This window comes from Yinghuangia sp. ASG 101, assembly GCF_021165735.1.
Classification (GTDB): Bacteria; Actinomycetota; Actinomycetes; order Streptomycetales; family Streptomycetaceae; genus Yinghuangia.
On record NZ_CP088911.1, the window covers coordinates 1,556,703 to 1,575,631 of the forward strand.

The window sequence follows — 18,929 nt, forward strand, 5'->3', positions numbered from 1 at the left end:
GGGCCTCAGTCGGGGCGCAGACCGCGCATGAACAGCCGGACGGCGACCGCGATGTGGTGTTCGTGGTCGGCCTGGCTGCGGACAGTGCCGAACGACGCGAGGCGGGCCGGCACACCGGCGACCATGCCGAGGAAATGCTCCGCGAGGACTTCCGGGTCGTCCGCGACGATGCGGCCCGCCGCGGTGTGCCGCGCGAGCAGTTCGACCAGCAGTTCGTGGCGCCGGCTGAAACCGCTGGTGCGGCGCGCGACGTCGGGGAAGCGCTCGGCGTGCGCGGCGGCGACGCGGCTGAGTTTGACCATGGACGGGTGCAGGGCGCGGTTCGCGGCCATGTGCGCGATGGCGGTCAGGGCGCCTTCGAGGTCGTCGAGATCGGGGGCCGGCGGCTCGGGGACGGGCCAGTCCGGGCGGCCGACGGCCCACTTGAGCACGGAGACGAAGACCGCGTCCTTGCTGGGGAACCGGGCGTAGAGCGAGGCCTTGGTGGTGCCGGCGGCGGCGGCGATGGCGTCCATGGACGTGCCGTCGTAGCCGTGTTCGAGGAACAGCTCGAGCGCGTGCTCGCGGACGCGGCGGCTCAGTTGCTCGGCCTGCGCGAGTGTCGGTCGGCCGCCGCGGCGGGGACGGCCCGCCCGGACCGGCTCCGCGACGCCACCGGGCCCTCCGCTGTCGTCGGTGTCGGCCGGTGAACCCATGCGGAGCACGGTAGCAGAACTCTCGACAAACTAGACTAACAAGTATAGTTTTTGCCGCCGGGGGACGTACCGACGGGCCGATTGAGGGGCATGGATGTCATCTGCGATCCACGAGCGGGCGGAACCGGGCTCGGACCCCGGTTCGGACACCGGCACCGGCACCGGCATGCGGCTGCGCGTCCTGGGCCGCTCGGGCCTGCGCGTCAGTGAGCTGTGCCTGGGCACCATGACGTTCGGCACGCAGTGGGGCTTCGGGGCGGACGAGTCGGTCGCGCGCCGGGTGTACGAGACGTACCGCGAGGCCGGCGGCAACTTCGTCGACACCGCCGACAACTACACCGAGGGCGAGAGCGAACGCATCCTGGGGCGCCTCGTGGCGTCCGAGCGCGACGCGGTCGTCCTCGGCACCAAATACACGTTCCCGACGGACAAGGCCAACCCGAACGCGTCCGGGAACCACCGCAAGAACCTGCGCGCGAGCGTCGAGACGAGCCTGCGCAGGCTCGGCACCGACCACCTCGACATCCTGTGGGTGCACGCCTGGGACCAGGGCACCCCCGTCGACGTGACGCTGCGCGCGCTCGACGATCTCGTCCGTGCGGGCAAGGTCCTCGCGATCGGGGTCAGCAACATGCCCGCGTGGGTCGTCGCGCGCTCCGAGGCGATCGCCGAGCTGCGCGGCTGGACGGCGTTCTGCGCGATGCAGATCGAGTATTCCCTCGCGGCGCGCTCTCCGGACCGCGAACTGCTGCCCATGGCACGCGCGTTGGACATCGCGGTCGCCGCCTGGAGTCCGCTCGCGCGCGGTCTGCTGAGCGGCAAGCCCCGGCAGGACGCCGACCGGTTGTCCGGTGCGCGGCGGCGGGCGCTGGACGCGGTGACCGAGATCGCCGCCGAGACGGGCCTCCCGGCGGCGCGGATCGCCCTGGCCTGGGTGCGCGAACACGGGCTGATGCCCATCATCGGCGCCCGGACGCCCGAGCAACTGCGCGACAACCTCGGGGTGTTGGACATCCGGCTCGACGCGGACCACGTCGCCCGGCTGGACGCGGCGACGGCGGTCACCCTGGGCTACCCGCACGATTTCCTGCACGAGCGCCGCGCCTTCCTGGCACCGCCGCACCCCGCGTGAGCCATACCGCGGGCGGGGCGATGGTGTCGCTCACGTCGCGCCGCGCCTGCGGCCCTCCTTCGTGCCGTGCGTCGCACGCCGCCGGATCCGAACGCGTCTCGTGCGTGGAGGATTCGGCGACACCGCGAGGCGCGGTGCGAAGCCGGGCTCGGGAGCGCCGCCGGGCCCGGCACGGCGCGAGCGACGCCAGGGTCCACGAGCCCCGGGCTAATTGTACTGCCCTGTGAGGTTGGTGACGCGGCTGGCGGGTGGTTTGCCGCCGAGTGCGGTGTGTCCGCGGTGGTGATTGTAGGAGTGGAGCCAGGGGCCGAACGCTTCGCGGCGTTCGGCCTCGCTCCGGTAGGCGGTGGCGTAGGCCCATTCGTCGAGCAGGGTGCGGTTGAACCGTTCGACCTTGCCATTGGTCTGCGGCCGGTAGGGCCGGGTGCGTTTGTGTGTGATTCCTTGCGCGGCAAGGGTGTTGGCCCACAGTTTCGAGCGGTAGCACGAGCCGTTGTCGGTCAGCACGCGTTCGACGGTGACCCCGGCCTCGGCGAAGAACGCCCGGGCGCGGGTCCAGAACGCGATGGCGGTCTCCTTGCGCTCGTCGCCGTGGATCTCGCTGTAGGCCAGGCGGGAGTGGTCGTCGACGGCGTTGTGGAGGTAGGCGTAGCCGGTGCCGGTGGAGTTCGGCTTGCCGGCCGCGCGGCCGAGTGCGCGGTGACCGCCGCCGTCGGGTATCCGGCCGAGCTTCTTGATGTCGACGTGGACCAGTTCGCCCGGCGCGGCGCGTTCGTAGCGGCGGACCGGGCGGCCGGTGGTGCGGTCCAGGTGCGCGAGCCGCGCGAGGCGGTAGCGGGTCAGGACGCGGTGCACGGTGGACGGATTCAGCCGGAGCAGGTAGGCGATCCGGGCCGGGCCCCAGCGCTTGAGGACCCGGACCTTGACGATCCGGCGTTCGGTCCGCGTCGGGGTCCGGCGCGGGCTGGCGTGCGGACGCGAGGAGCGGTCGCGCATGCCGGCCTCGCCGTGTTCGCGGTAGCGCGCCGCCCAGCGGCGCGCGGTGGTGTGCGAGACCTGGAAGCGTTCCGCCGCACGGCGCGGCGGCCAGCCGTCCACGACGATGCAGCGGGCCAGACGCAGCCGGCCGGTCTCGGACAGAGGTGCATTACGGTGGAGCATGAGGGCCTTACTTGCAGTCGGTGCAGATGTCGCAATCCACACCGAACAAGGAAGGCCCTCACCTGTTCAACCCCGCACCCTCGTGCGATCCGTCACCAACCTCAATGGGCAGTACAGCTAATCCACCTCCGCCACCGCCTCGGCGAACTGCGCCGCGTACAAGCGTGCGTAGGCGCCGTTCGCGGCCAGGAGGCCGTCGTGGTCGCCCTGTTCGACGATGCCGCCGTTCTCCATGACGACGATCGTGTCGGCGTCGCGGATGGTCGACAGCCGGTGCGCGATGACGAACGCGGTGCGGCCCTCGCGGAGGCGGGCCATGGCCTGCTGGATGAGGACCTCGGTGCGGGTGTCGACCGAACTGGTCGCCTCGTCGAGCACGAGGATGTCCGGCTCGGCGAGGAACGCCCGGGCGATCGTGAGGAGTTGCTTCTCCCCCGCACTCACCCCGGAGCCGCCGTCGTCGTCGATGAGCGTGTCGTACCCGTCGGGGAGGGTGCGGATGAACCGGTCGGCGTGGGCGGACCTCGCCGCCGCGACGACCTGCTCGCGCGTCGCGTCGTCGGCGCCGTACGCGATGTTCTCGGCGATCGTCCCGCCGAAGAGCCAGGTGTCCTGGAGGACCATCCCGATCCGGGACCGCAGCCGGGCGCGCGACATCTCCGCGATGTCGACGCCGTCCAGGGTGACGCGGCCGTCGTCGACCTCGTAGAACCGCATGAGCAGGTTGACCAGCGTCGTCTTGCCGGCGCCCGTCGGGCCGACGATGGCGACGGTGTGGCCCGGTTCGGCGACCAGCGACAGCTTCTCGATGAGGGGCTTGTCGGCGGCGTACCGGAAGGAGACGTCCTCGAAGGCGACGCGCCCCTGGGTCTCCGGGACGCCCGCGGGCTCGGTCTCCGGGTCGGGCGACTGCTCGGGGGCGTCGAGCAGTTCGAAGACGCGCTCGGCCGACGCGAGCCCCGACTGCACGGTGCCGGCCATGCCCGCGACGAACGAGAACGGCTGGCTGTACTGGCGCGAGTACTGGATGAACGCCTGGATGTCGCCCACGGTCAGCGCGCCCGCCGCGACGCGGATGCCGCCGACGACCGCGATGAGCACGTAGTTGAGGTTGCCGAGGAACATCATCGCCGGCTGGATGCCGCCGGTCACCGCGGTGGCCTTGCGGGTCGCGGACGCCACGTCGGTGTTGCCCTCCGCGAAGACCTCCTGCGCGAACTCCTCGCGCCCGAACGCCTTGATCAGCGCGTGGCCGGTGTACATCTCCTCGATGTGGCCGTTGAGCCGGCCGGTCTGCCTCCACTGGTCGGTGAAGGACGGCTGCGCGCGCTTGGCGAGCACGACGACCACGAGGACCGACAGCGGCGCCGTGACCAGGGCGATCAGGGCCAGCAGCCACGAGATCCAGAACATCACCGCGAGCATGCCGACGATGCTGAGCACCGGGATCATGAGCTGGCCGAACGCCTGTTGCAGGGCGTTGCCGAGGTTGTCGATGTCATTGGTGACGCGGCTCAGGATCTCGCCGCGCCGCCGGCCGTCGAAGTAGCCCAGCGGGATCCGGGAGATCTTGGCCTCGACGTCCTCGCGCAGTCTGCGCAGGATGCGCTGGACGGCGAGGTTGGCCATCCAGCCCTGCGCGATGGTGAACACCGCGGCGAAGACGTACACCAGCGTCGCGAAGAGCAGTACGCGGCCGACCGCGCCGAAGTCGATGCCGGACCCGGGGGTGAAGTCCAGCGCGCCGAGCATGTCGGCGACGGTGCCGTGGCCGTCGTCGCGCAGCCCGTCGAGTGCGGTGTCGCGGTCGACGTCCGGCGAGAACTCCCGTCCGACCGAGCCGGCCAGGATGAGGTCGGTGGCCCGGCCCAGCAGCCACGGGCCGGCGGCGGTCAGGGCGACACTGAGCACGCTGAGCACGACGATCCCGGCCAGCAGCCCGCGCTCGCGACGGATCCGGGGCAGCAACCGCCGCACGGCGCCGCGCGCGTCCGCCGACCGGTCGGGGCGCCGCGAGGGCCCGGCCGCGCCCCGGGACGCGCCGGCGTCCGGGGCCTCGGCGGGGTCGCGGCCGGTTTCCGGGCCGGCGTGCGCCGACGGGTCCTCGCCGTCGTGGTGTCTCCGGCGCCTGATCATGCCGCCTCCGCCTCGGTGAGCTGCGACAGCACGATCTCGCGGTACGTCGCGTTGCCGGCCAGCAGTTCGTGGTGTGTTCCGACGCCGACCACGCGTCCTTCGTCGAGGACGACGATGCGGTCGGCGTCGCGGATGGTGTTGACGCGCTGGGCGACGATGAGGACCGTGGCGCCGGTGGTCTCGCGGGCGAGGGCCGCGCGCAGGCAGGCATCGGTCGTGTAGTCCAGCGCGGAGAACGAGTCGTCGAACAGGTAGACGTCGGGCCGGCCGACCAACGCGCGGGCGATCGCGAGCCGTTGGCGCTGGCCGCCGGAGACGTTCGTCCCGCCCTGGGAGATCGGCGCGTCCAGGCCTTCGGGCAGGGCCTCGACGAACTCCCGTGCCTGGGCGATCTCCAGGGCCCGCCACAGGTCGTCGTCGGTGGCGTCGGGGGCACCGAAGCGCAGGTTGGTGGCGACCGTTCCGGAGAACAGGTACGGGCGTTGCGGGACGTACCCGACCGTGCGGCTCAGCAGCGCGCGGTCGAGATCGCGGACGTCGACGCCGCCGACGAGGACGGCGCCCTCGGAGGCGTCGGCGAGCCGGGGCACCAGGCTCAGCAGCGTGCTCTTGCCGCTGCCCGTGCCGCCGACGATGGCCACGGTCTCGCCGCGGTGGGCGGTGAACCCGACGCCGCTCACGACCGCCGCCTCCGCGCCCGGGTAGCGGAACCCGGCGTCGCGCAGCTCGACGCGGCCGGGGTGCACGAGTGCCGTGACGGCGCGGGCGGGCGGGGCGACGGTGCCGGTGGTGTCGAGGACTTCCCGCACGCGTTCCGCGCAGACCTCCGCGCGGGGGAGCTGCCGGAGCAGGTACGTCGCCATGATCGCCGCGCCGAGGATCTGCATGACGTACCCGAGGAACGCCGACAGCGCCCCGACGTCGATCGCGCCGTCGTCGATGCGCCCGGCGCCGAACCACACGACGGCGACGCCGGCCACCCCGGCGACCGCGGTGACGGCGGGCTGGAGCACCGCCATGAGTTTCCCGACGCGCAGGGAGACGTCGGTGAGTTCGTCGTTGGCGCCGGCGAAGCGCGCGTGCTCGTGGTCCTCCTTGCCGAAGGCGCGGATGACGCGCAGGCCGGTGATCTGTTCGCGCATGATGCGGTTGACCGCGTCGATGGCGGTCTGGAGGGCAGCGGACAGCGGCGTCATGCGGCGCACGATGGCCCGGATCGCGATGGCCAGCACGGGCGCGACGACCACGAGGAGCAGCGAGAGCGGCACGTCCTGGCCGAGTGCGAAGACGACGCCGCCGACGAGCGTGATCGGCGCCGTGACCATGAAGGTCAGGGTGATCTGGACGAGCATCTGGATCTGCTGCACGTCGTTGGTGGTGCGGGTGATCAGCGACGGCGCGCCGAAGTGGTTCAGCTCCTTCGCGGAGAAGGACTGCACGTGCGCGAACAGCGCGGCCCGCATGTCGCGCGCGAGTTCCGCGGCGACGCGGGCGCCGAGCACGGCGGCGGCGACCGCGCACCCGAGTTGCACCAGCGAGACCGCGGTCATGATCCCGCCGACGCGCCAGATGTGGTCGGTGTCGCCGCGCAGGATGCCTTTGTCGATGATGTCGGCGCTCAGGTCGGGCAGGTAGAGCGCGGCGGCGGTCTGGACGACCTGGAGGAGCAGCACCGCGCCGATGACCCGCCGGTAGGGGCGGGTGTACGGCAGGAGCAATCGGATCAACACGCGTGTCTCATTACGGTGTCGGCCTGCGCGCGGCAGGGGCAGCGGGGGAGTTCGCCGAGGTTAACCCGCGACCGGGAGTTACATCAAGGTAGATGCATCTTTTTTGATGTAATATTGTCGACGTGGACGGATACGAGCTGTTCCAACTGGGCCGCGACCTCATGAAGCTGGGCGAGCAATCCATGCCGGGCATGGGGCTGGAGCGCCTGAGCGGCCCGACGCGGGCCATCCTGTTCGACATCGCGGAGAATCCGGAGAGTTCGATCTCGGACATCACCGCGCGCGTGAAGCTCCCGCAGAGCCAGGTGTCCGCGTGCGTGGCGCGGCTGCGCGACCGGGGAACTGTCACCACGGAGAGCGACCCGCTCGACCGGCGCCGCACCCTCGTGCGCCTCTCCGACGACTCCCGCCGCCGCGCCGCGCAGCGCCCGCCGGCCCCGATCGACGAGGCCGTGGCCAAGGCACTGGGCGCGGACGACCCCGCGCGCGTCGAGCGGGTGAAGGCGGCCCTCGACGCACTCGCGGAGGCACTGGGGTCCCGGGAGTAGCGCGGCCACGCGGCCGGGCCCACACACCCGCACCGCCGGTCGGCCTCGCCTCCGCCGCCCATTGACACCCGCGAACGCGCCCTGTTAGCTGGTGCTCCGCATATTAATCCATTCATTGGATTTAATACCCGGAGGCACCCATGACGCGTCTGACCCCGCTCCCCGAGGACCGGTTCAGTTTCGGGCTGTGGACGGTCGGCTGGCAGGCGCGCGACCCGTTCGGCGACGCCACCCGGGCGCCGCTCGACCCGGCCGAGGCCGTGCACCGGCTGGCCGAGGCCGGAGCGTACGGCGTCACCTTCCACGACGACGACCTGATCCCCTTCGGCTCCGACGAACCCGCGCGCGACAAGGCCGTCGCCGCGTTCCGCGCGGCGCTCGACGCGACCGGCCTGGTCGTCCCGATGGCGACCACGAACCTGTTCACCCACCCGGTCTTCAAGGACGGCGCGTTCACCGCCAACGACCGCGGCGTCCGCCGGCACGCGCTGCGCAAGGTCATGCGCAACCTCGACCTCGCCGCCGAACTCGGCGCCCGGACCTACGTGTTCTGGGGCGGCCGGGAAGGCTCCGAATCCGATGCCGGCAAGGACGTGCGGGCCGCGCTGGACCGGTTCAAGGAAGCCGTCGACATCCTGTGCGACTACGTGCGCGACCGCGGCCACGACCTGCGGTTCGCGCTGGAGCCCAAGCCCAACGAGCCGCGCGGCGACATCTTCCTGCCCACCGTCGGGCACGCCCTCGCGTTCATCGAACGCCTCGAACACCCCGAAATGGTCGGCGTCAACCCCGAGGTCGGCCACGAGCAGATGGCCGGTCTCAACATGGTGCACGCCGCCGCGCAGGCACTGTGGGCCGGCAAGCTGTTCCACATCGACCTCAACGGGCAGCACGGACCCAAGTACGACCAGGACCTCGTCTTCGGGCACGGCGACCTGAAGAGCGCGTTCTTCCTGGTCGACCTGCTCGAACACGGCGGCTACGACGGCCCCCGGCACTTCGACTACAAGCCGCTGCGGACCGAGGACTCCGCCGGGGTGTGGGCGTCGGCCGCCGCGAACATGCGCACGTACCTGCTGCTGCGCGAACGCGCCCGCGCGTTCCGTGCCGACCCGGAGGTCCGCGACGCGATGGCCGCCGCCGGTGTCGGCGACCTCGCGGTACCGACGCTCGCACCCGGCGAGACGTACGCCGACCTCGCGGGTGACCGCTTCGACCTCGACGCGGCGGCCGAACGCGGGTACGGCTACGAGAGGTTGGACCAGCTCTCCGTCGAGCACATCCTGGGCGCGCGCTGACATGGCGGCCCGTCTCGTGGCCGGCGTCGACTCCTCCACCCAGGCGTGCAAGGTCGTCGTCTGCGACGCCGACACGGGAGCCGTCGTCCGCGAGGGCCGCGCCCCGCACCCGGACGGCACCGAGGTGCACCCGGAGGCGTGGTGGCGGGCCCTGCTCCGCGCGGCGGACGACGCCGGCGGGCTCGACGACGTCGCGGCGGTCGGCGTCGCCGCGCAACAGCACGGCATGGTCGGCCTCGACGACGACGGCGGCGTGGTCCGTGACGCGCTGCTGTGGAACGACACGCGCTCGGCCGGGGCCGCGGCCGACCTCGTCGCGGAACTCGGCGGGGCCGACGCGTGGGCCGAGGCCGTCGGATCGGTGCCGGTCGCGTCATTCACCGTCACCAAGCTGCGCTGGCTCGCCGACCACGAACCCCGCGCCGCCGAGCGGGTCGCGGCGGTGTGCCTCCCACACGACTACCTCACGTGGCGGCTGACCGGCGGCGGCGACCCCGCGGACCTCGCCACGGATCGCGGCGACGCGTCCGGCACCGGCTACTGGTCCCCTCAGGACGGGGCGTACCGCGACGACCTGCTCCGGCTCGCGTTCGGCCGAACTCCCGTGCTGCCCCGCGTCGCCGGCCCCGCGGAGGCGGTCGGCACCACCCCCGCGGGGGCCCTGGTCTCGGCCGGCACCGGCGACAACATGGCCGCCGCGCTGGGCCTCGGCACCGGCCCGGGCGACCTCGTCGTCTCCCTCGGCACCTCGGGCACCGCGTACGCGAACTCCCGTGTCCCGACCGCGGATCCGACGGGGCTGGTGGCCGGATTCGCGGACGCCGCGGGCGGCTTCCTGCCGCTGGTGTGCACCCTCAACGCCGCGCGGGTGCTCGACGCCGCGGCACGCGTGCTCGGTGTCGGCCACGAACGCCTCGCCGCACTGGCCCTGTCCGTACCCCCGGGCGCGGACGGCCTCGTCGTCGTCCCGTACCTCGCCGGGGAACGCACGCCCGACCTGCCGCACGCCACGGGAGCCGTCCACGGACTGACGACGCGCACCGCGACGCCCGCGCACATGGCCCGCGCGGCGGTCGAGGGCATGCTGTGCGGACTCGCGGACGCCGTCGACGCGCTGGCCGCGGCGGGAGTACGCGGCGAACGCGTCATCCTGACCGGCGGCGCCGCCCGCTCCCCCGCGATCGCCGACATCGCCCCCGCGCTCCTCGAACTCCCCACCGCGATCCCCGACTCCGCCGAGTACGTGGCCATCGGCGCCGCCCGACAGGCAAGTTGGTCGCTCCTCGGCACCCCCGACCCGCCCCCGTGGCCCGTTCCGCACCGCACCAACTCCCCCACCCGCTCCGACGCGTCGGTCCGCGCCCGCTACGCCGCGGCCCGCCGCCACTTCCTCGAACGCCCCGAACCCGACGCATAGATGCACGCCCATCGGGGGAGGCAACTTGCGACAACGCCTTGCCCCGCGCGAAACCTCGCCCGCAGTGTGGTTACGCTGGTCAGGCAGTTCCTCCCCAAGAACGCGAGCAGGCGGCCCCAGGCCGCCCCTCGCCCGGGCCCGCCCTTCAGGCACGAGGGCGGGCCCGACCTTTTCCGGGCGGTTCCGCTCGCTCCTCATCGGAAGCCGCACAGCGGGTTGTCGGACGCGATGACGCGGCTGGTGCGGCTGGTGCGGCACGATGACACGGTGCTCGGGGTCGCCACGGCCGTCGGGTTCGACAGCGCGAGCGCGTTCAGCCGGGCGTTCCGGGCGTATTCGGGGCAGACGCCCGCGGAGTTCCGGCGGGAGCGGTGACGGCTATCCGCCCCGGCGGTCGGCGGCGTTCCGGCGCAGGGTGCGGTAGGTCGCGGCGTCGGCCGCGGAGGTGGCGACGGGTTCGCCCCGCGTGCACGACGGGTCCAGGAGGGCCGGTGCCGCGTCGAGGGTCGGGGCCAGGCCGAGGGCGTACAGCCCCAGGGCCGCCGCGCCGAGGGCCGAGCCCTCCGCGCCGGAGGTGAAGACCGTGGGGCGGTCGACCATCGCGGCCACGACGGAGCGCCACACCGGCGAGCGGAAGGCGCCGCCGGTGATGCGGACCGCGGTGACGGGGTGGACGCGTTCGAGGTCGTCGACGACGGTCGCGAGACGCCGTGCGACGCCTTCGACGGCGGCGCGCACGAAGTGGCCGCGTGTGTGCCGGTGGGACAGGCCCAGGAAGGCGCCGCGCCGCTCGGGGTCCCACAGCGGCGCGCGTTCGGGCAGCAGGTCGGGGAGCATCGTCAGGCCGTCGCAGCCCGCGGGCGCGTCGGCGGCGAGGTCGAGGAGGGCCGCGTCGCGGTGGGAGTCGGCGGGGAGGTCGGCGGCGAAGACGCCCCCCGCCCACCGGACGACCGCTCCGCCGTTGCTGATCGCCCCGCCGATCACCCACGCGGAGTCGGTCAGGGCGTAGCTGAACAGGCGGCCCTCGGGGTCGGCGTACGGCTCGGGTACCACCGCGCGTACGGCGCCGCTCGTCCCGAGGGAGAGCCCGGCCACGCCGGGCGCCGTCGCGGCGGTGCCGAGGTTGCCGAGCGGGCCGTCGGCGGCGCCCGCGACGACGGGGGTGCCGGGGGCGAGCCCCGTGTCCCGTGCCGTGGCCGGCGCGATCTCCAGGACGGCGGTGGTGGGCAGGACGGGCGGGAGTTGTTCGGGGGCGACACCGGTCAGGCGCAGCGCCGCGGGGTTCCAGTCGCGGGCGGCCATGGCGAGCATGCCGGTGCCGGACGCCGAGGACAGCTCGGTGGCGAGGGTTCCGGTCAGCCGCCACAGCGCGTAGTCCTTCAGGCCGACCCACCAGCGGGCGCGGGCCCACAGCCCGGGGTCGTGTTCGCGGAACCACAGGAGTTTGGCCAGCGGCGTCATGGGGTGGACGGGCGCTCCGGAGACGCGGTGCAGTTCGGCCGCCCGCCCGGACGCGTGCAGCGCTCGGGCCTGCTCCGCCGCGCGGCCGTCCGCCCAGGTCACGAGGGGGGTGAGCGGGCACAGGTCGGCGTCGAGGGCGATCAGGCCGTGCATCGCGGTGCTGACCGAGACGGCCAGCACGCGCGCGTCGCCGCACGCGTGGACGCATTGGGCCAGGGACCTGGTGATCGCGGCCGAGATGCGCGCGGTGTCCTGTTCGGGGCCGGGGTCGATCTCGCACAGGGCGAGGTGCCGTCGCGGGGAGTCGACGCCGAAGGCGACGGCCTTGACGGCGGTCGTGCCGATGTCCAGGCCGATGACGACGTCGCCGGGGCCCGTGTCGGGTCTCATACCGACCCTTCCGCCCGGTGCGGACGCGCCGGTCCCGGTCACGGTGCCAGTTCTTGGGCCCGGGACGCGACGGCGTCGATCAGTTCGCGGTCGCGGGCCAGGGCGGGGTCGAGCGCCGCGACGACGCCGGCCGCCGCGGTCGGCAGCGGGCCGGCGGCGTCGGGGGCGGCGGCGTCGCGTACGGGTGCGCCGAGGCCGCGCAGGTGCAGCAGCCACGCGGCGACGACGCGGATCGCGCCGTCGGGCAGCGTGCCCTGCTTGCGTTCCGCGCGGAGGGTGGGCAGCACGCGCACGGGGAGTTTCCGGCTGCCGTCCTCGGCGATTTTCGCGAGGGTGTGGTGGATGCGGGGGTTCGCGAAGCGGTCCGTGAGCGCGGTCCGATACGCCGTCAGATCCGCCGCGGGCAGGGCGAGTTGGTTCGACGCCTCGGCCCACCACCGGTCCAGCCAGCCGCGGCACACCGGGTCGGCGACGGCCTCGGCGACCGTCGTGTGGCCGCGCAGCGGTCCGGCGTACGCGAGCAGCGAGTGGCCGCCGTTGAGGAGCCACAGCTTGCGTTCCTCGTGGGGTGTGGTGTCGGCGACGAAGCGCGCGCCGGCGTCCTCCCAGCGGGGGCGTCCGGCGGGGAAGTCGCCGCTGAGCACCCATTCGGAGAACGGCTCGGTGACCACGGGTGCGGAGTCGTCCCATCCGGTGGCGCGGCGTACCGTGCGGGCGTCCTCGTCGGTGGGGTACGGGGTGATCCGGTCGACCACGGAGGTGACGTACGACGCGTGTCCGGCGGCGGCGCGCAGCCGTTCCGTGCCGACGGCGTCGGCGAGTTCGCGGATGACGCCGGCGGTCGCGGCGCCGTTGCCGGGGAGGTTGTCGCACGGCACGATCGCGACCGGTCCGGCGCCGGCGCGGCGCCGGGCGGCGAGGCCCGCGAGGAGGCGGGCGGGGGCGGTGGCGACCAAGGCCCCGGGGTCGGCGCGGAGTGCGGCGATGTCGGCGCGGAGCGCGGGGCGGTCGATGTCGAGGCGCCCGGCGGTGTCGCGCCCGTACCCGGCCTCGGTGACCGTCAGCGTGACGGCGGCGAGTTCGGGCCGCCGCCAGTAGGCGAGCCAGGCGGCGTGGTCCCCGCCGGGGTGGGCGGCGGCCAGCGAGCCGACGACCTCGAAGCGGTCGCCGTCGGCGGCGCGCGTGACGAGGTGGTAGAGGCCGTCCTGGGCGGTGAGGCGCCGCGCGGTGTCCGTGCTGCTCCCGGTGAAGCCGGCGATGCCCCAGCGGTCGGCGTCCGGCGCGTGGGCGGTGTACCAGGCCTGGTGGGCGCGGAAGAAGCCGCCGAGGCCGAGGTGGAGCAGGCGTACGGGGGCGGCCGGGTGTCCGGCGCGGGACAGGTGCCGGGCGGGCGGGGCGGTGCTCACAACCGGAAGGCCTTCCGCGGGTTGACGGTGACCAACTCCACCGCCGTTTCCAGGGCTTCGTCCTCGTCGAGGCGGTGTTCGGCGACGAGTTCGGCGAGGAACCCGCAGTCGAGCCGGCGGGACATGTCGTGCCGGGCCGGGATGGAGCAGAAGGCGCGCGTGTCGTCGACGAAGCCGGACGTCCGCGAGAAGCCCGCGGTCTCGGTCACCGCGCGCCGGAAGCGGCGGATGGCGTCGGGGGCGTCGAGGAACCACCAGGGCGCCCCGGCGTACACCGACGGGTAGAAGCCGGCGAGCGGCGCGATCTCGCGGGAGAACACGGTCTCGTCGAGGGTGAACAGCACGACCTGGAAGCCCTCGGCCGTGCCGAAGCGTTCGAGGAGGGGGCGCAGCGCGTCGGTGAACTCGACGCGCAGCGGGATGTCGTGGCCGGTGTCGGGGCCGTGCCGCTCCAGCGTGGGCGTGTGGTGGTTGCGGCGTACGGCCGGGTGCAGCGTCATCACGAGGCCGTCGTCGCACGACATGCGGGCCATCTCGAAGAGCATGTGGCGGCGGAACGCGGTGGCCTCGGCCGCGGTCGCGGTGCCGTCGAGCGCCGCGCGGTAGATGTCCGCGGCCTCCTTGTGGGTCAGCGGGTCGCTGCCGACGTCGGCGTGGCTGTGGTCGGCGGACGTCGCGCCGTGCTCGACGAACACGCGCCGCCGGGCTTCGAGGGCGCGCAGGTAGCCGTCGTAGTGCGACGTGTCGGTGTCGGCCGCGGCGGCGAGGCGCGCGACGGACTCCGTCCAGTCGTCGCGGGCCGGCTCCAGGTAGCGGTCGGGCCGGAAGGTGGGGATGACCCGCGCGGTCCAGTCGGGGTCGTGCGCGAGCGTGCGGTGTGCGGCGAGGTCGGCGCAGGGGTCGTCGGTGGTGGCCAGCACCTCGATGCCGAAGCCGCGGAACAGCGCGCGGGGGCGGTACGCCGGTTCGGCGAGGCGCGCGGCGACCCGGTCGTAGATCGCGTCGGCGGTGTCGGGGCCGGGCCGTTCGGTGACGCCGAAGATGTCCGCCAGCTCGGATTCCAGCCAGTAGCGCACGGGCGTACCGCGGAAAACGGGCCAGTGCTCGCACAGCGCGGCCCAGGCGGCCCGGGCGTCGGCCTCGGGCAGCGGCCCGCGTCCGACCCCCAGCCGGGAGAGGGGGACGCCCTGGGCGTGCAGCAGCCGGGTGACGTAGTGGTCGGGCGAGATCAGGAGGCTCGCCGGGTCGCCGAACGGCGCGTCGTCGACCAGCAGTTGCGCGTCGACATGGCCGTGCGGCGACAGGATGGGCAGATCCCGCACGGCGTCGTAGAGGCGGCGGGCGAGAGCGCGCACACCGGGGTCGACGGGCAACAGGCGATCCGGGTGAAGGGACGGCATGAATCGCATGGTCGTCTTCGCGCACTCCGGGCGGCAACCGGTTGCCGTCAGTTGCCAGGCCCACTTGCACCACGTGCCGCACCGTGGTCGGCTGGCCGCCATGACGAGCGAGACGGGTGACATCGCGAGGGCGGAAACCGGTACCGAACCGCCGATTTCCCCCGGCGCGGCGCCGCTCCCGGTGACGCCGCGCATCGGCGGACCCGGCACCGTCCTCACCGAACGGCAGGTGCGGGACTTCGTCGCGGAGCGGTTGGCCGACGGCGAGTTCGACGGCCGCAGCGTGTGCCTCGTCGTCCCCGACGGGACGCGCAGCTGCCCGTTGCCGCTGCTGCTCTCGGCCGTGCACGAGGCGTTGTACGGGCGGGTCACCCGGCTCACCGTGCTGGTCGCGCTGGGCACCCACGCCCCCATGGGCGACGCCGAACTCGCCGCGCACGCGCCCCCCTTGCCGGGTATGACGGTGCTCAACCACGCGTGGTGGGAGCCCTCGGCGTTCGTGTCGGTCGGCACGATCGGCGCGGACCGCGTGGGCGCGTTGTCGGGCGGCCTGCTGCGCGAGGAGGTGGACGTCCGCCTCAACCGGGCCGTGGTGGAGCACGACATCGCCCTGGTGATCGGACCGGTCTTCCCGCACGAGGTCGTCGGCTTCTCCGGCGGCAACAAATACTTCTTCCCGGGCGTCGCCGGGGCCGAGATCATCGACCTGTCGCACTGGCTCGGCGCGCTGATCTCCAGCGCGGAGATCATCGGAACGCGCGGCACCACCCCGGTCCGCGCGCTGATCGACGAGGCGGCGTCGCTGATCCCGACGCGGCGGCTCGCGCTGTGCGTCGTGGTCGAGTCGGGCTCCGGGCGGCTGCACGCGATGGCGTACGGCCCGCCGGAACAGGCCTGGGCGGCGGCGGCCGACGTCTCCGCCGAGACCCACGTGCGCTACCTCGACGCGCCGGTGAAGCGGGTTCTGTCCCTCATCCCGGCCAAGTACGAGGACATGTGGACCGCCGCGAAGGGCTTCTACAAACTCGAACCGGTCGTCGCGGACGGCGGCGAGGTCATCCTGTACGCGCCGCACGTGCGGACCATCTCGGAGACGCACCCCGAGATCGAACGGATCGGCTACCACTGCCGCGACTACTTCACCCGGCAGTGGGACCGCTTCCGGCACCTGCCCTGGGGCGTCCTCGCGCACTCGACGCACCTGCGGGGCGCGGGGACGTACGACCCGTCGACGGGCGAGCGCTGCCGCGTGGCGGTGACCCTGGCGACCGCGATCCCGCCCGACGTCGTGCGGGGAGCCAACCTCGGCCACCTCGATCCGGCCTCGGTGGACATCGAGGCGTACGCCGCCGACCCCGACACGCTGGTCGTGCCGCAGGCGGGCGAGATCCTGCACCGGTTGCGCGGGCCGCGCCCGTGAACGCCACGGCACGCTCCTCGGCCGACGCCGGCCGGCGCGCGGGCGGGCGCGTCGCGGCGCGGGCGGCGGCGCGGGGGCGGGAGGTGCCGGTATGACCCGTGCCTGGATCGACTGCTCCGCCGGTGTCGCCGGGGACATGCTGCTGGCGGCGCTGGTCGACGCGGGCGCCGCGCTGCCGGCCGTGCGCGCCGCGGTGGAGGCCGTCGTCCCCGGCGAGGTCGCGCTCGCGTGCGAGGAGGTCCGGCGGGCCGGGCTCCGCGCGGCGTACGTCACCGTCTCCCCGGCGCGCCACGACCACGCGCACCGCACGTGGCACGACGTACGCGGTCTCCTGACGCGCGCGGAACTCCCGGCTCCCGTACGCGAGAACGCCCTCGCGGTCTTCGCCCGCCTCGCCGCCGCCGAGGCCCGCGTGCACGGCACCGCCGTGGACGACGTCCACTTCCACGAAGTCGGCGCCTGGGACTCGATCGCCGACGTCGTCGGCACCTGCGCGGCCGTCCACGACCTCGGGGTCACGGGCGTCACCGCGAGCCCGATCGCCGTCGGCTCCGGCCGCGTTCACACCGCGCACGGCGAACTCCCCGTCCCCGCCCCGGCCGTCGCCGAACTGTGCGGCGGCTGGCGGGTGTTCGCGGGAGGCGACGGCGAACTCGCCACCCCCACCGGCGTCGCCCTCGTCACCACCCTGGCCCGCACGTGCGCCGCCCTCTCCCCCATGCGCCTGCACGCCACCGGAGTCGGCGCCGGCACGCGCGATGTCCCCGGGCGCCCCAACGTCGTGCGCGTCCTCCTCGGAGCACCCGACGAGGCCGCAACCGCCTCCGCCGTCCTCCTCGAATCCAACGTCGACGACCTGGACCCCCGCGCCTGGCCGAGCGTCCTCACCGCCCTCCTCGACGCGGGCGCCCACGACGCCTGGCTCGTCCCCGTCCTGATGAAGAAGGGCCGCCCGGCCCACACCCTGAGCGTCCTGGCCCCCGCCAACCACACAGCCTCCCTCCGCGACGCGGTGTTCCGCCTGACCAGCACCCTGGGCGTCCGCGAACACCCCGTCACCCGCAGCACCTTGGCCCGAGGCTGGACCCACGTCGCCGTCCACGGCACCCGGCTCCCGGTCAAGGTCGGCCATCGCGACGGCACGGTCGTCCAGGCGACCCCCGAGTACGCCGACGCCGCCGAGCTGGCCGCCGCGCGAGCCCTCCCGGTCCACGTGGTCCTCACCGCCGCGACCACCGCCGCCCACAACGCCGGGCTCACCCCGGGCGCGTCGCTGGCCGCCCTCGGGATCACCCTGGACGCGCTGCCCGGCCGCGCGTGAGCCACCGGTGTGTCCGGCGCCTGCGCCCGCGGACACCACTCACCGCTCGCACCTCGACACCCGCGTCACCGACCCCGGCGGCCTCACCGACCGACCCGATCGTCCGCCCGTGTGTGCGCGATGGTCGCCGTCGACCTGCCCCGGGCGCGCTGCTCCCCGCCCGAAGGGCGCGGCGCCCGTGCGGGCGTGCTCGGCCCCGGGCCCGTGTGTACGCGACGGTTCCGGCCAACCTGCCCTCCGGCGCGGCGTTCCCCGCCCCGCGGGCGCGGGCCGGTGCGGGCGTGCTCTTCCCGGGTTCGGGCGGCGGCCCGTACAGTGCCACGGCCGGTGTTCGGTGCCGGGGGGACCCGGTCGACGAAGGGGCCAGACGCAGATGCCGCTCAACGCCGAGTTCGCCGCTTTTCTCCACGCGATCCCGCGGCCGGTTCTCACCGGGCACCCCGCGGACGTGCGGGCGCTCTCCGACGATCTGCCCGCGCGGCCGGTGACGACGCCGCTGCCGCGTGTCGAGGACCACACGATCCCGGGTCCGGCGGAAGCACCCGCGTTGCCGGTGCGCGTGTACGCGCCGAGCAACGAGCCGGGGCTTCCGGTGACCGTGTTCTTCCACGGGGGCGGGTTCTGCATCGGCGACCTGGAGACCCACGACGCGGTCGCCCGGATCCTCGCGCGCGAGGCGGAGTGCGTCGTCGTGTCGGTGGCGTACCGGCTCGCGCCGGAGAACCCGTTTCCGGCGGCGCACGAGGACGCGTACGCCGCGTACACCTGGGTCCGCGCGCACGCCGCCGAACTGGGCGCCGACCCGGCACGCGTCGCGGTCGCCGGGGACAGCGCGGGGGCGACACTCGCGGGGGCCGTGTGCCTCATGGTCCGCGACCGCGGCGGGGTGCAGCCGCACTTCCAGCTGCTCTGGTACCCGGACACGGGCGTGCCGACCGAATCGCGCAGGCGCAACACCGACGACATCCTGCTCACACCGGACTCCATGGCCTGGTTCCACACGCACTACCACGGGCGGATCCCCGAGGACCAGCGCCTGCCGTACGGCGCGATCGGCCTCAACGAGGACCTGTCGGGCCTGGCCCCGGCCCTCGTGGTGGTCGCGGGGATGGATCCCCTGCACGACGAAGGCACCGCCTACGCCGAATCGTTGCGCGCGTCCGGCGTGCCGACCATGTTGGAGGACTACGCGGATCTCGGCCACGGCTTCGTGAGCTTCGCGGAATTCATCCCGCCCGCCGCGGAGGCCGTCCAAAGCTCGTACGCCGCGCTGCGGACCGCGTTCGAGAAGCCGTAAGGCGCGGGCGCGGCACCGGAGTCCGCGTCCGCGTCGCGGATGTCCGCGGGCCGGCGGGTGGGCCGGCCGAGGGGCCCGCGACCGCGCGCGGCCGGACCGCCGGGGGGCAACCGCCCG

At 73.9% G+C, this 18,929-nt stretch carries 15 protein-coding genes; 8 read left to right on the forward strand and 7 right to left on the reverse strand.

Annotated elements, in window-relative coordinates:
* Nucleotides 1–5: 5 nt before the first annotated feature.
* The gene (locus LO772_RS06370) at nt 6–695 is read right to left on the reverse strand and encodes a TetR/AcrR family transcriptional regulator (protein WP_231777390.1); all 690 of its coding nucleotides are present in this window, start codon (nt 693–695) and stop codon (nt 6–8) included.
* A 94-nt stretch (nt 696–789) separates the two neighbouring features.
* On the opposite strand from LO772_RS06370, the gene LO772_RS06375 reads away from it, so the two are divergent.
* Complete coding sequence (locus LO772_RS06375; protein WP_231777391.1) at nt 790–1,827, forward strand: aldo/keto reductase; 1,038 nt, start codon at nt 790–792, stop codon at nt 1,825–1,827.
* Between the two features lie 207 nt (nt 1,828–2,034).
* On the opposite strand, the gene LO772_RS06380 is transcribed toward LO772_RS06375, so the two are convergent.
* The 3 genes from LO772_RS06380 to LO772_RS06390 all read right to left on the reverse strand — a co-directional run bounded on the left by LO772_RS06380 (nt 2,035) and on the right by LO772_RS06390 (nt 6,854).
* Nucleotides 2,035–2,988: an IS481 family transposase gene (locus tag LO772_RS06380; RefSeq protein WP_231777392.1), complete on the reverse strand. Its 954-nt coding sequence runs from the start codon at nt 2,986–2,988 to the stop codon at nt 2,035–2,037.
* Between the two features lie 117 nt (nt 2,989–3,105).
* Nucleotides 3,106–5,124, reverse strand: coding sequence for an ABC transporter ATP-binding protein (locus LO772_RS06385; RefSeq protein ID WP_231777393.1), 2,019 nt, complete (start codon nt 5,122–5,124; stop codon nt 3,106–3,108).
* Nucleotides 5,121–6,854 carry an ABC transporter ATP-binding protein gene (locus LO772_RS06390; protein ID WP_231777394.1) on the reverse strand — a complete coding sequence of 578 codons (1,734 nt, stop codon included), beginning with the start codon at nt 6,852–6,854 and terminating at the stop codon, nt 5,121–5,123. Before LO772_RS06390 ends, LO772_RS06385 begins: the two co-directional genes overlap by 4 nt.
* A 122-nt stretch (nt 6,855–6,976) precedes the next feature.
* Here LO772_RS06390 and LO772_RS06395 point away from each other — a divergent pair, with 122 nt between their 5' ends.
* The 4 genes from LO772_RS06395 (at nt 6,977) to LO772_RS06410 (ending at nt 10,492) form a co-directional block, all read left to right on the forward strand.
* Nucleotides 6,977–7,402, forward strand: coding sequence for a MarR family winged helix-turn-helix transcriptional regulator (locus LO772_RS06395; RefSeq protein ID WP_231777395.1), 426 nt, complete (start codon nt 6,977–6,979; stop codon nt 7,400–7,402).
* Nucleotides 7,403–7,542: 140 nt separating this feature from the next.
* Nucleotides 7,543–8,700 (forward strand): xylose isomerase, encoded by a 1,158-nt coding sequence (gene xylA / locus LO772_RS06400; protein ID WP_231777396.1) that lies wholly within the window; start codon nt 7,543–7,545, stop codon nt 8,698–8,700.
* A gap of 1 nt (nt 8,701) precedes the next feature.
* Entirely contained in the window at nt 8,702–10,117 is a 1,416-nt protein-coding gene (gene xylB, locus LO772_RS06405) for a xylulokinase (RefSeq protein ID WP_231777397.1), read from the forward strand.
* Between the two features lie 228 nt (nt 10,118–10,345).
* Complete coding sequence (locus LO772_RS06410; protein ID WP_331717314.1) at nt 10,346–10,492, forward strand: helix-turn-helix domain-containing protein; 147 nt, start codon at nt 10,346–10,348, stop codon at nt 10,490–10,492.
* 3 nt (nt 10,493–10,495) lie between these two features.
* Here LO772_RS06410 and LO772_RS06415 read toward each other — a convergent pair whose 3' ends face one another.
* The 3 genes from LO772_RS06415 to uxaC are packed head-to-tail and all read right to left on the reverse strand — an operon-like array spanning nt 10,496 to nt 14,774.
* Nucleotides 10,496–11,968 (reverse strand): gluconokinase, encoded by a 1,473-nt coding sequence (locus tag LO772_RS06415; protein ID WP_231777399.1) that lies wholly within the window; start codon nt 11,966–11,968, stop codon nt 10,496–10,498.
* Between the two features lie 38 nt (nt 11,969–12,006).
* Nucleotides 12,007–13,374: a mannitol dehydrogenase family protein gene (locus tag LO772_RS06420; protein WP_231777400.1), complete on the reverse strand. Its 1,368-nt coding sequence runs from the start codon at nt 13,372–13,374 to the stop codon at nt 12,007–12,009.
* The gene (gene uxaC, locus LO772_RS06425) at nt 13,371–14,774 is read right to left on the reverse strand and encodes a glucuronate isomerase (RefSeq protein WP_231777401.1); all 1,404 of its coding nucleotides are present in this window, start codon (nt 14,772–14,774) and stop codon (nt 13,371–13,373) included. The genes LO772_RS06420 and uxaC overlap by 4 nt, the downstream gene beginning before the upstream one ends.
* 100 nt (nt 14,775–14,874) lie before the next feature.
* Between uxaC and LO772_RS06430 the strand changes: the two genes are divergently transcribed.
* From LO772_RS06430 to LO772_RS06440, 3 genes are all read left to right on the forward strand, one after another.
* Nucleotides 14,875–16,194: a lactate racemase domain-containing protein gene (locus LO772_RS06430; RefSeq protein ID WP_231777402.1), complete on the forward strand. Its 1,320-nt coding sequence runs from the start codon at nt 14,875–14,877 to the stop codon at nt 16,192–16,194.
* Nucleotides 16,195–16,285: 91 nt separating this feature from the next.
* The gene (gene larC, locus LO772_RS06435) at nt 16,286–17,515 is read left to right on the forward strand and encodes a nickel pincer cofactor biosynthesis protein LarC (RefSeq protein WP_231777403.1); all 1,230 of its coding nucleotides are present in this window, start codon (nt 16,286–16,288) and stop codon (nt 17,513–17,515) included.
* Nucleotides 17,516–17,888: 373 nt separating this feature from the next.
* Nucleotides 17,889–18,812: an alpha/beta hydrolase gene (locus tag LO772_RS06440; RefSeq protein ID WP_231777404.1), complete on the forward strand. Its 924-nt coding sequence runs from the start codon at nt 17,889–17,891 to the stop codon at nt 18,810–18,812.
* Nucleotides 18,813–18,929: the final 117 nt, after the last annotated feature.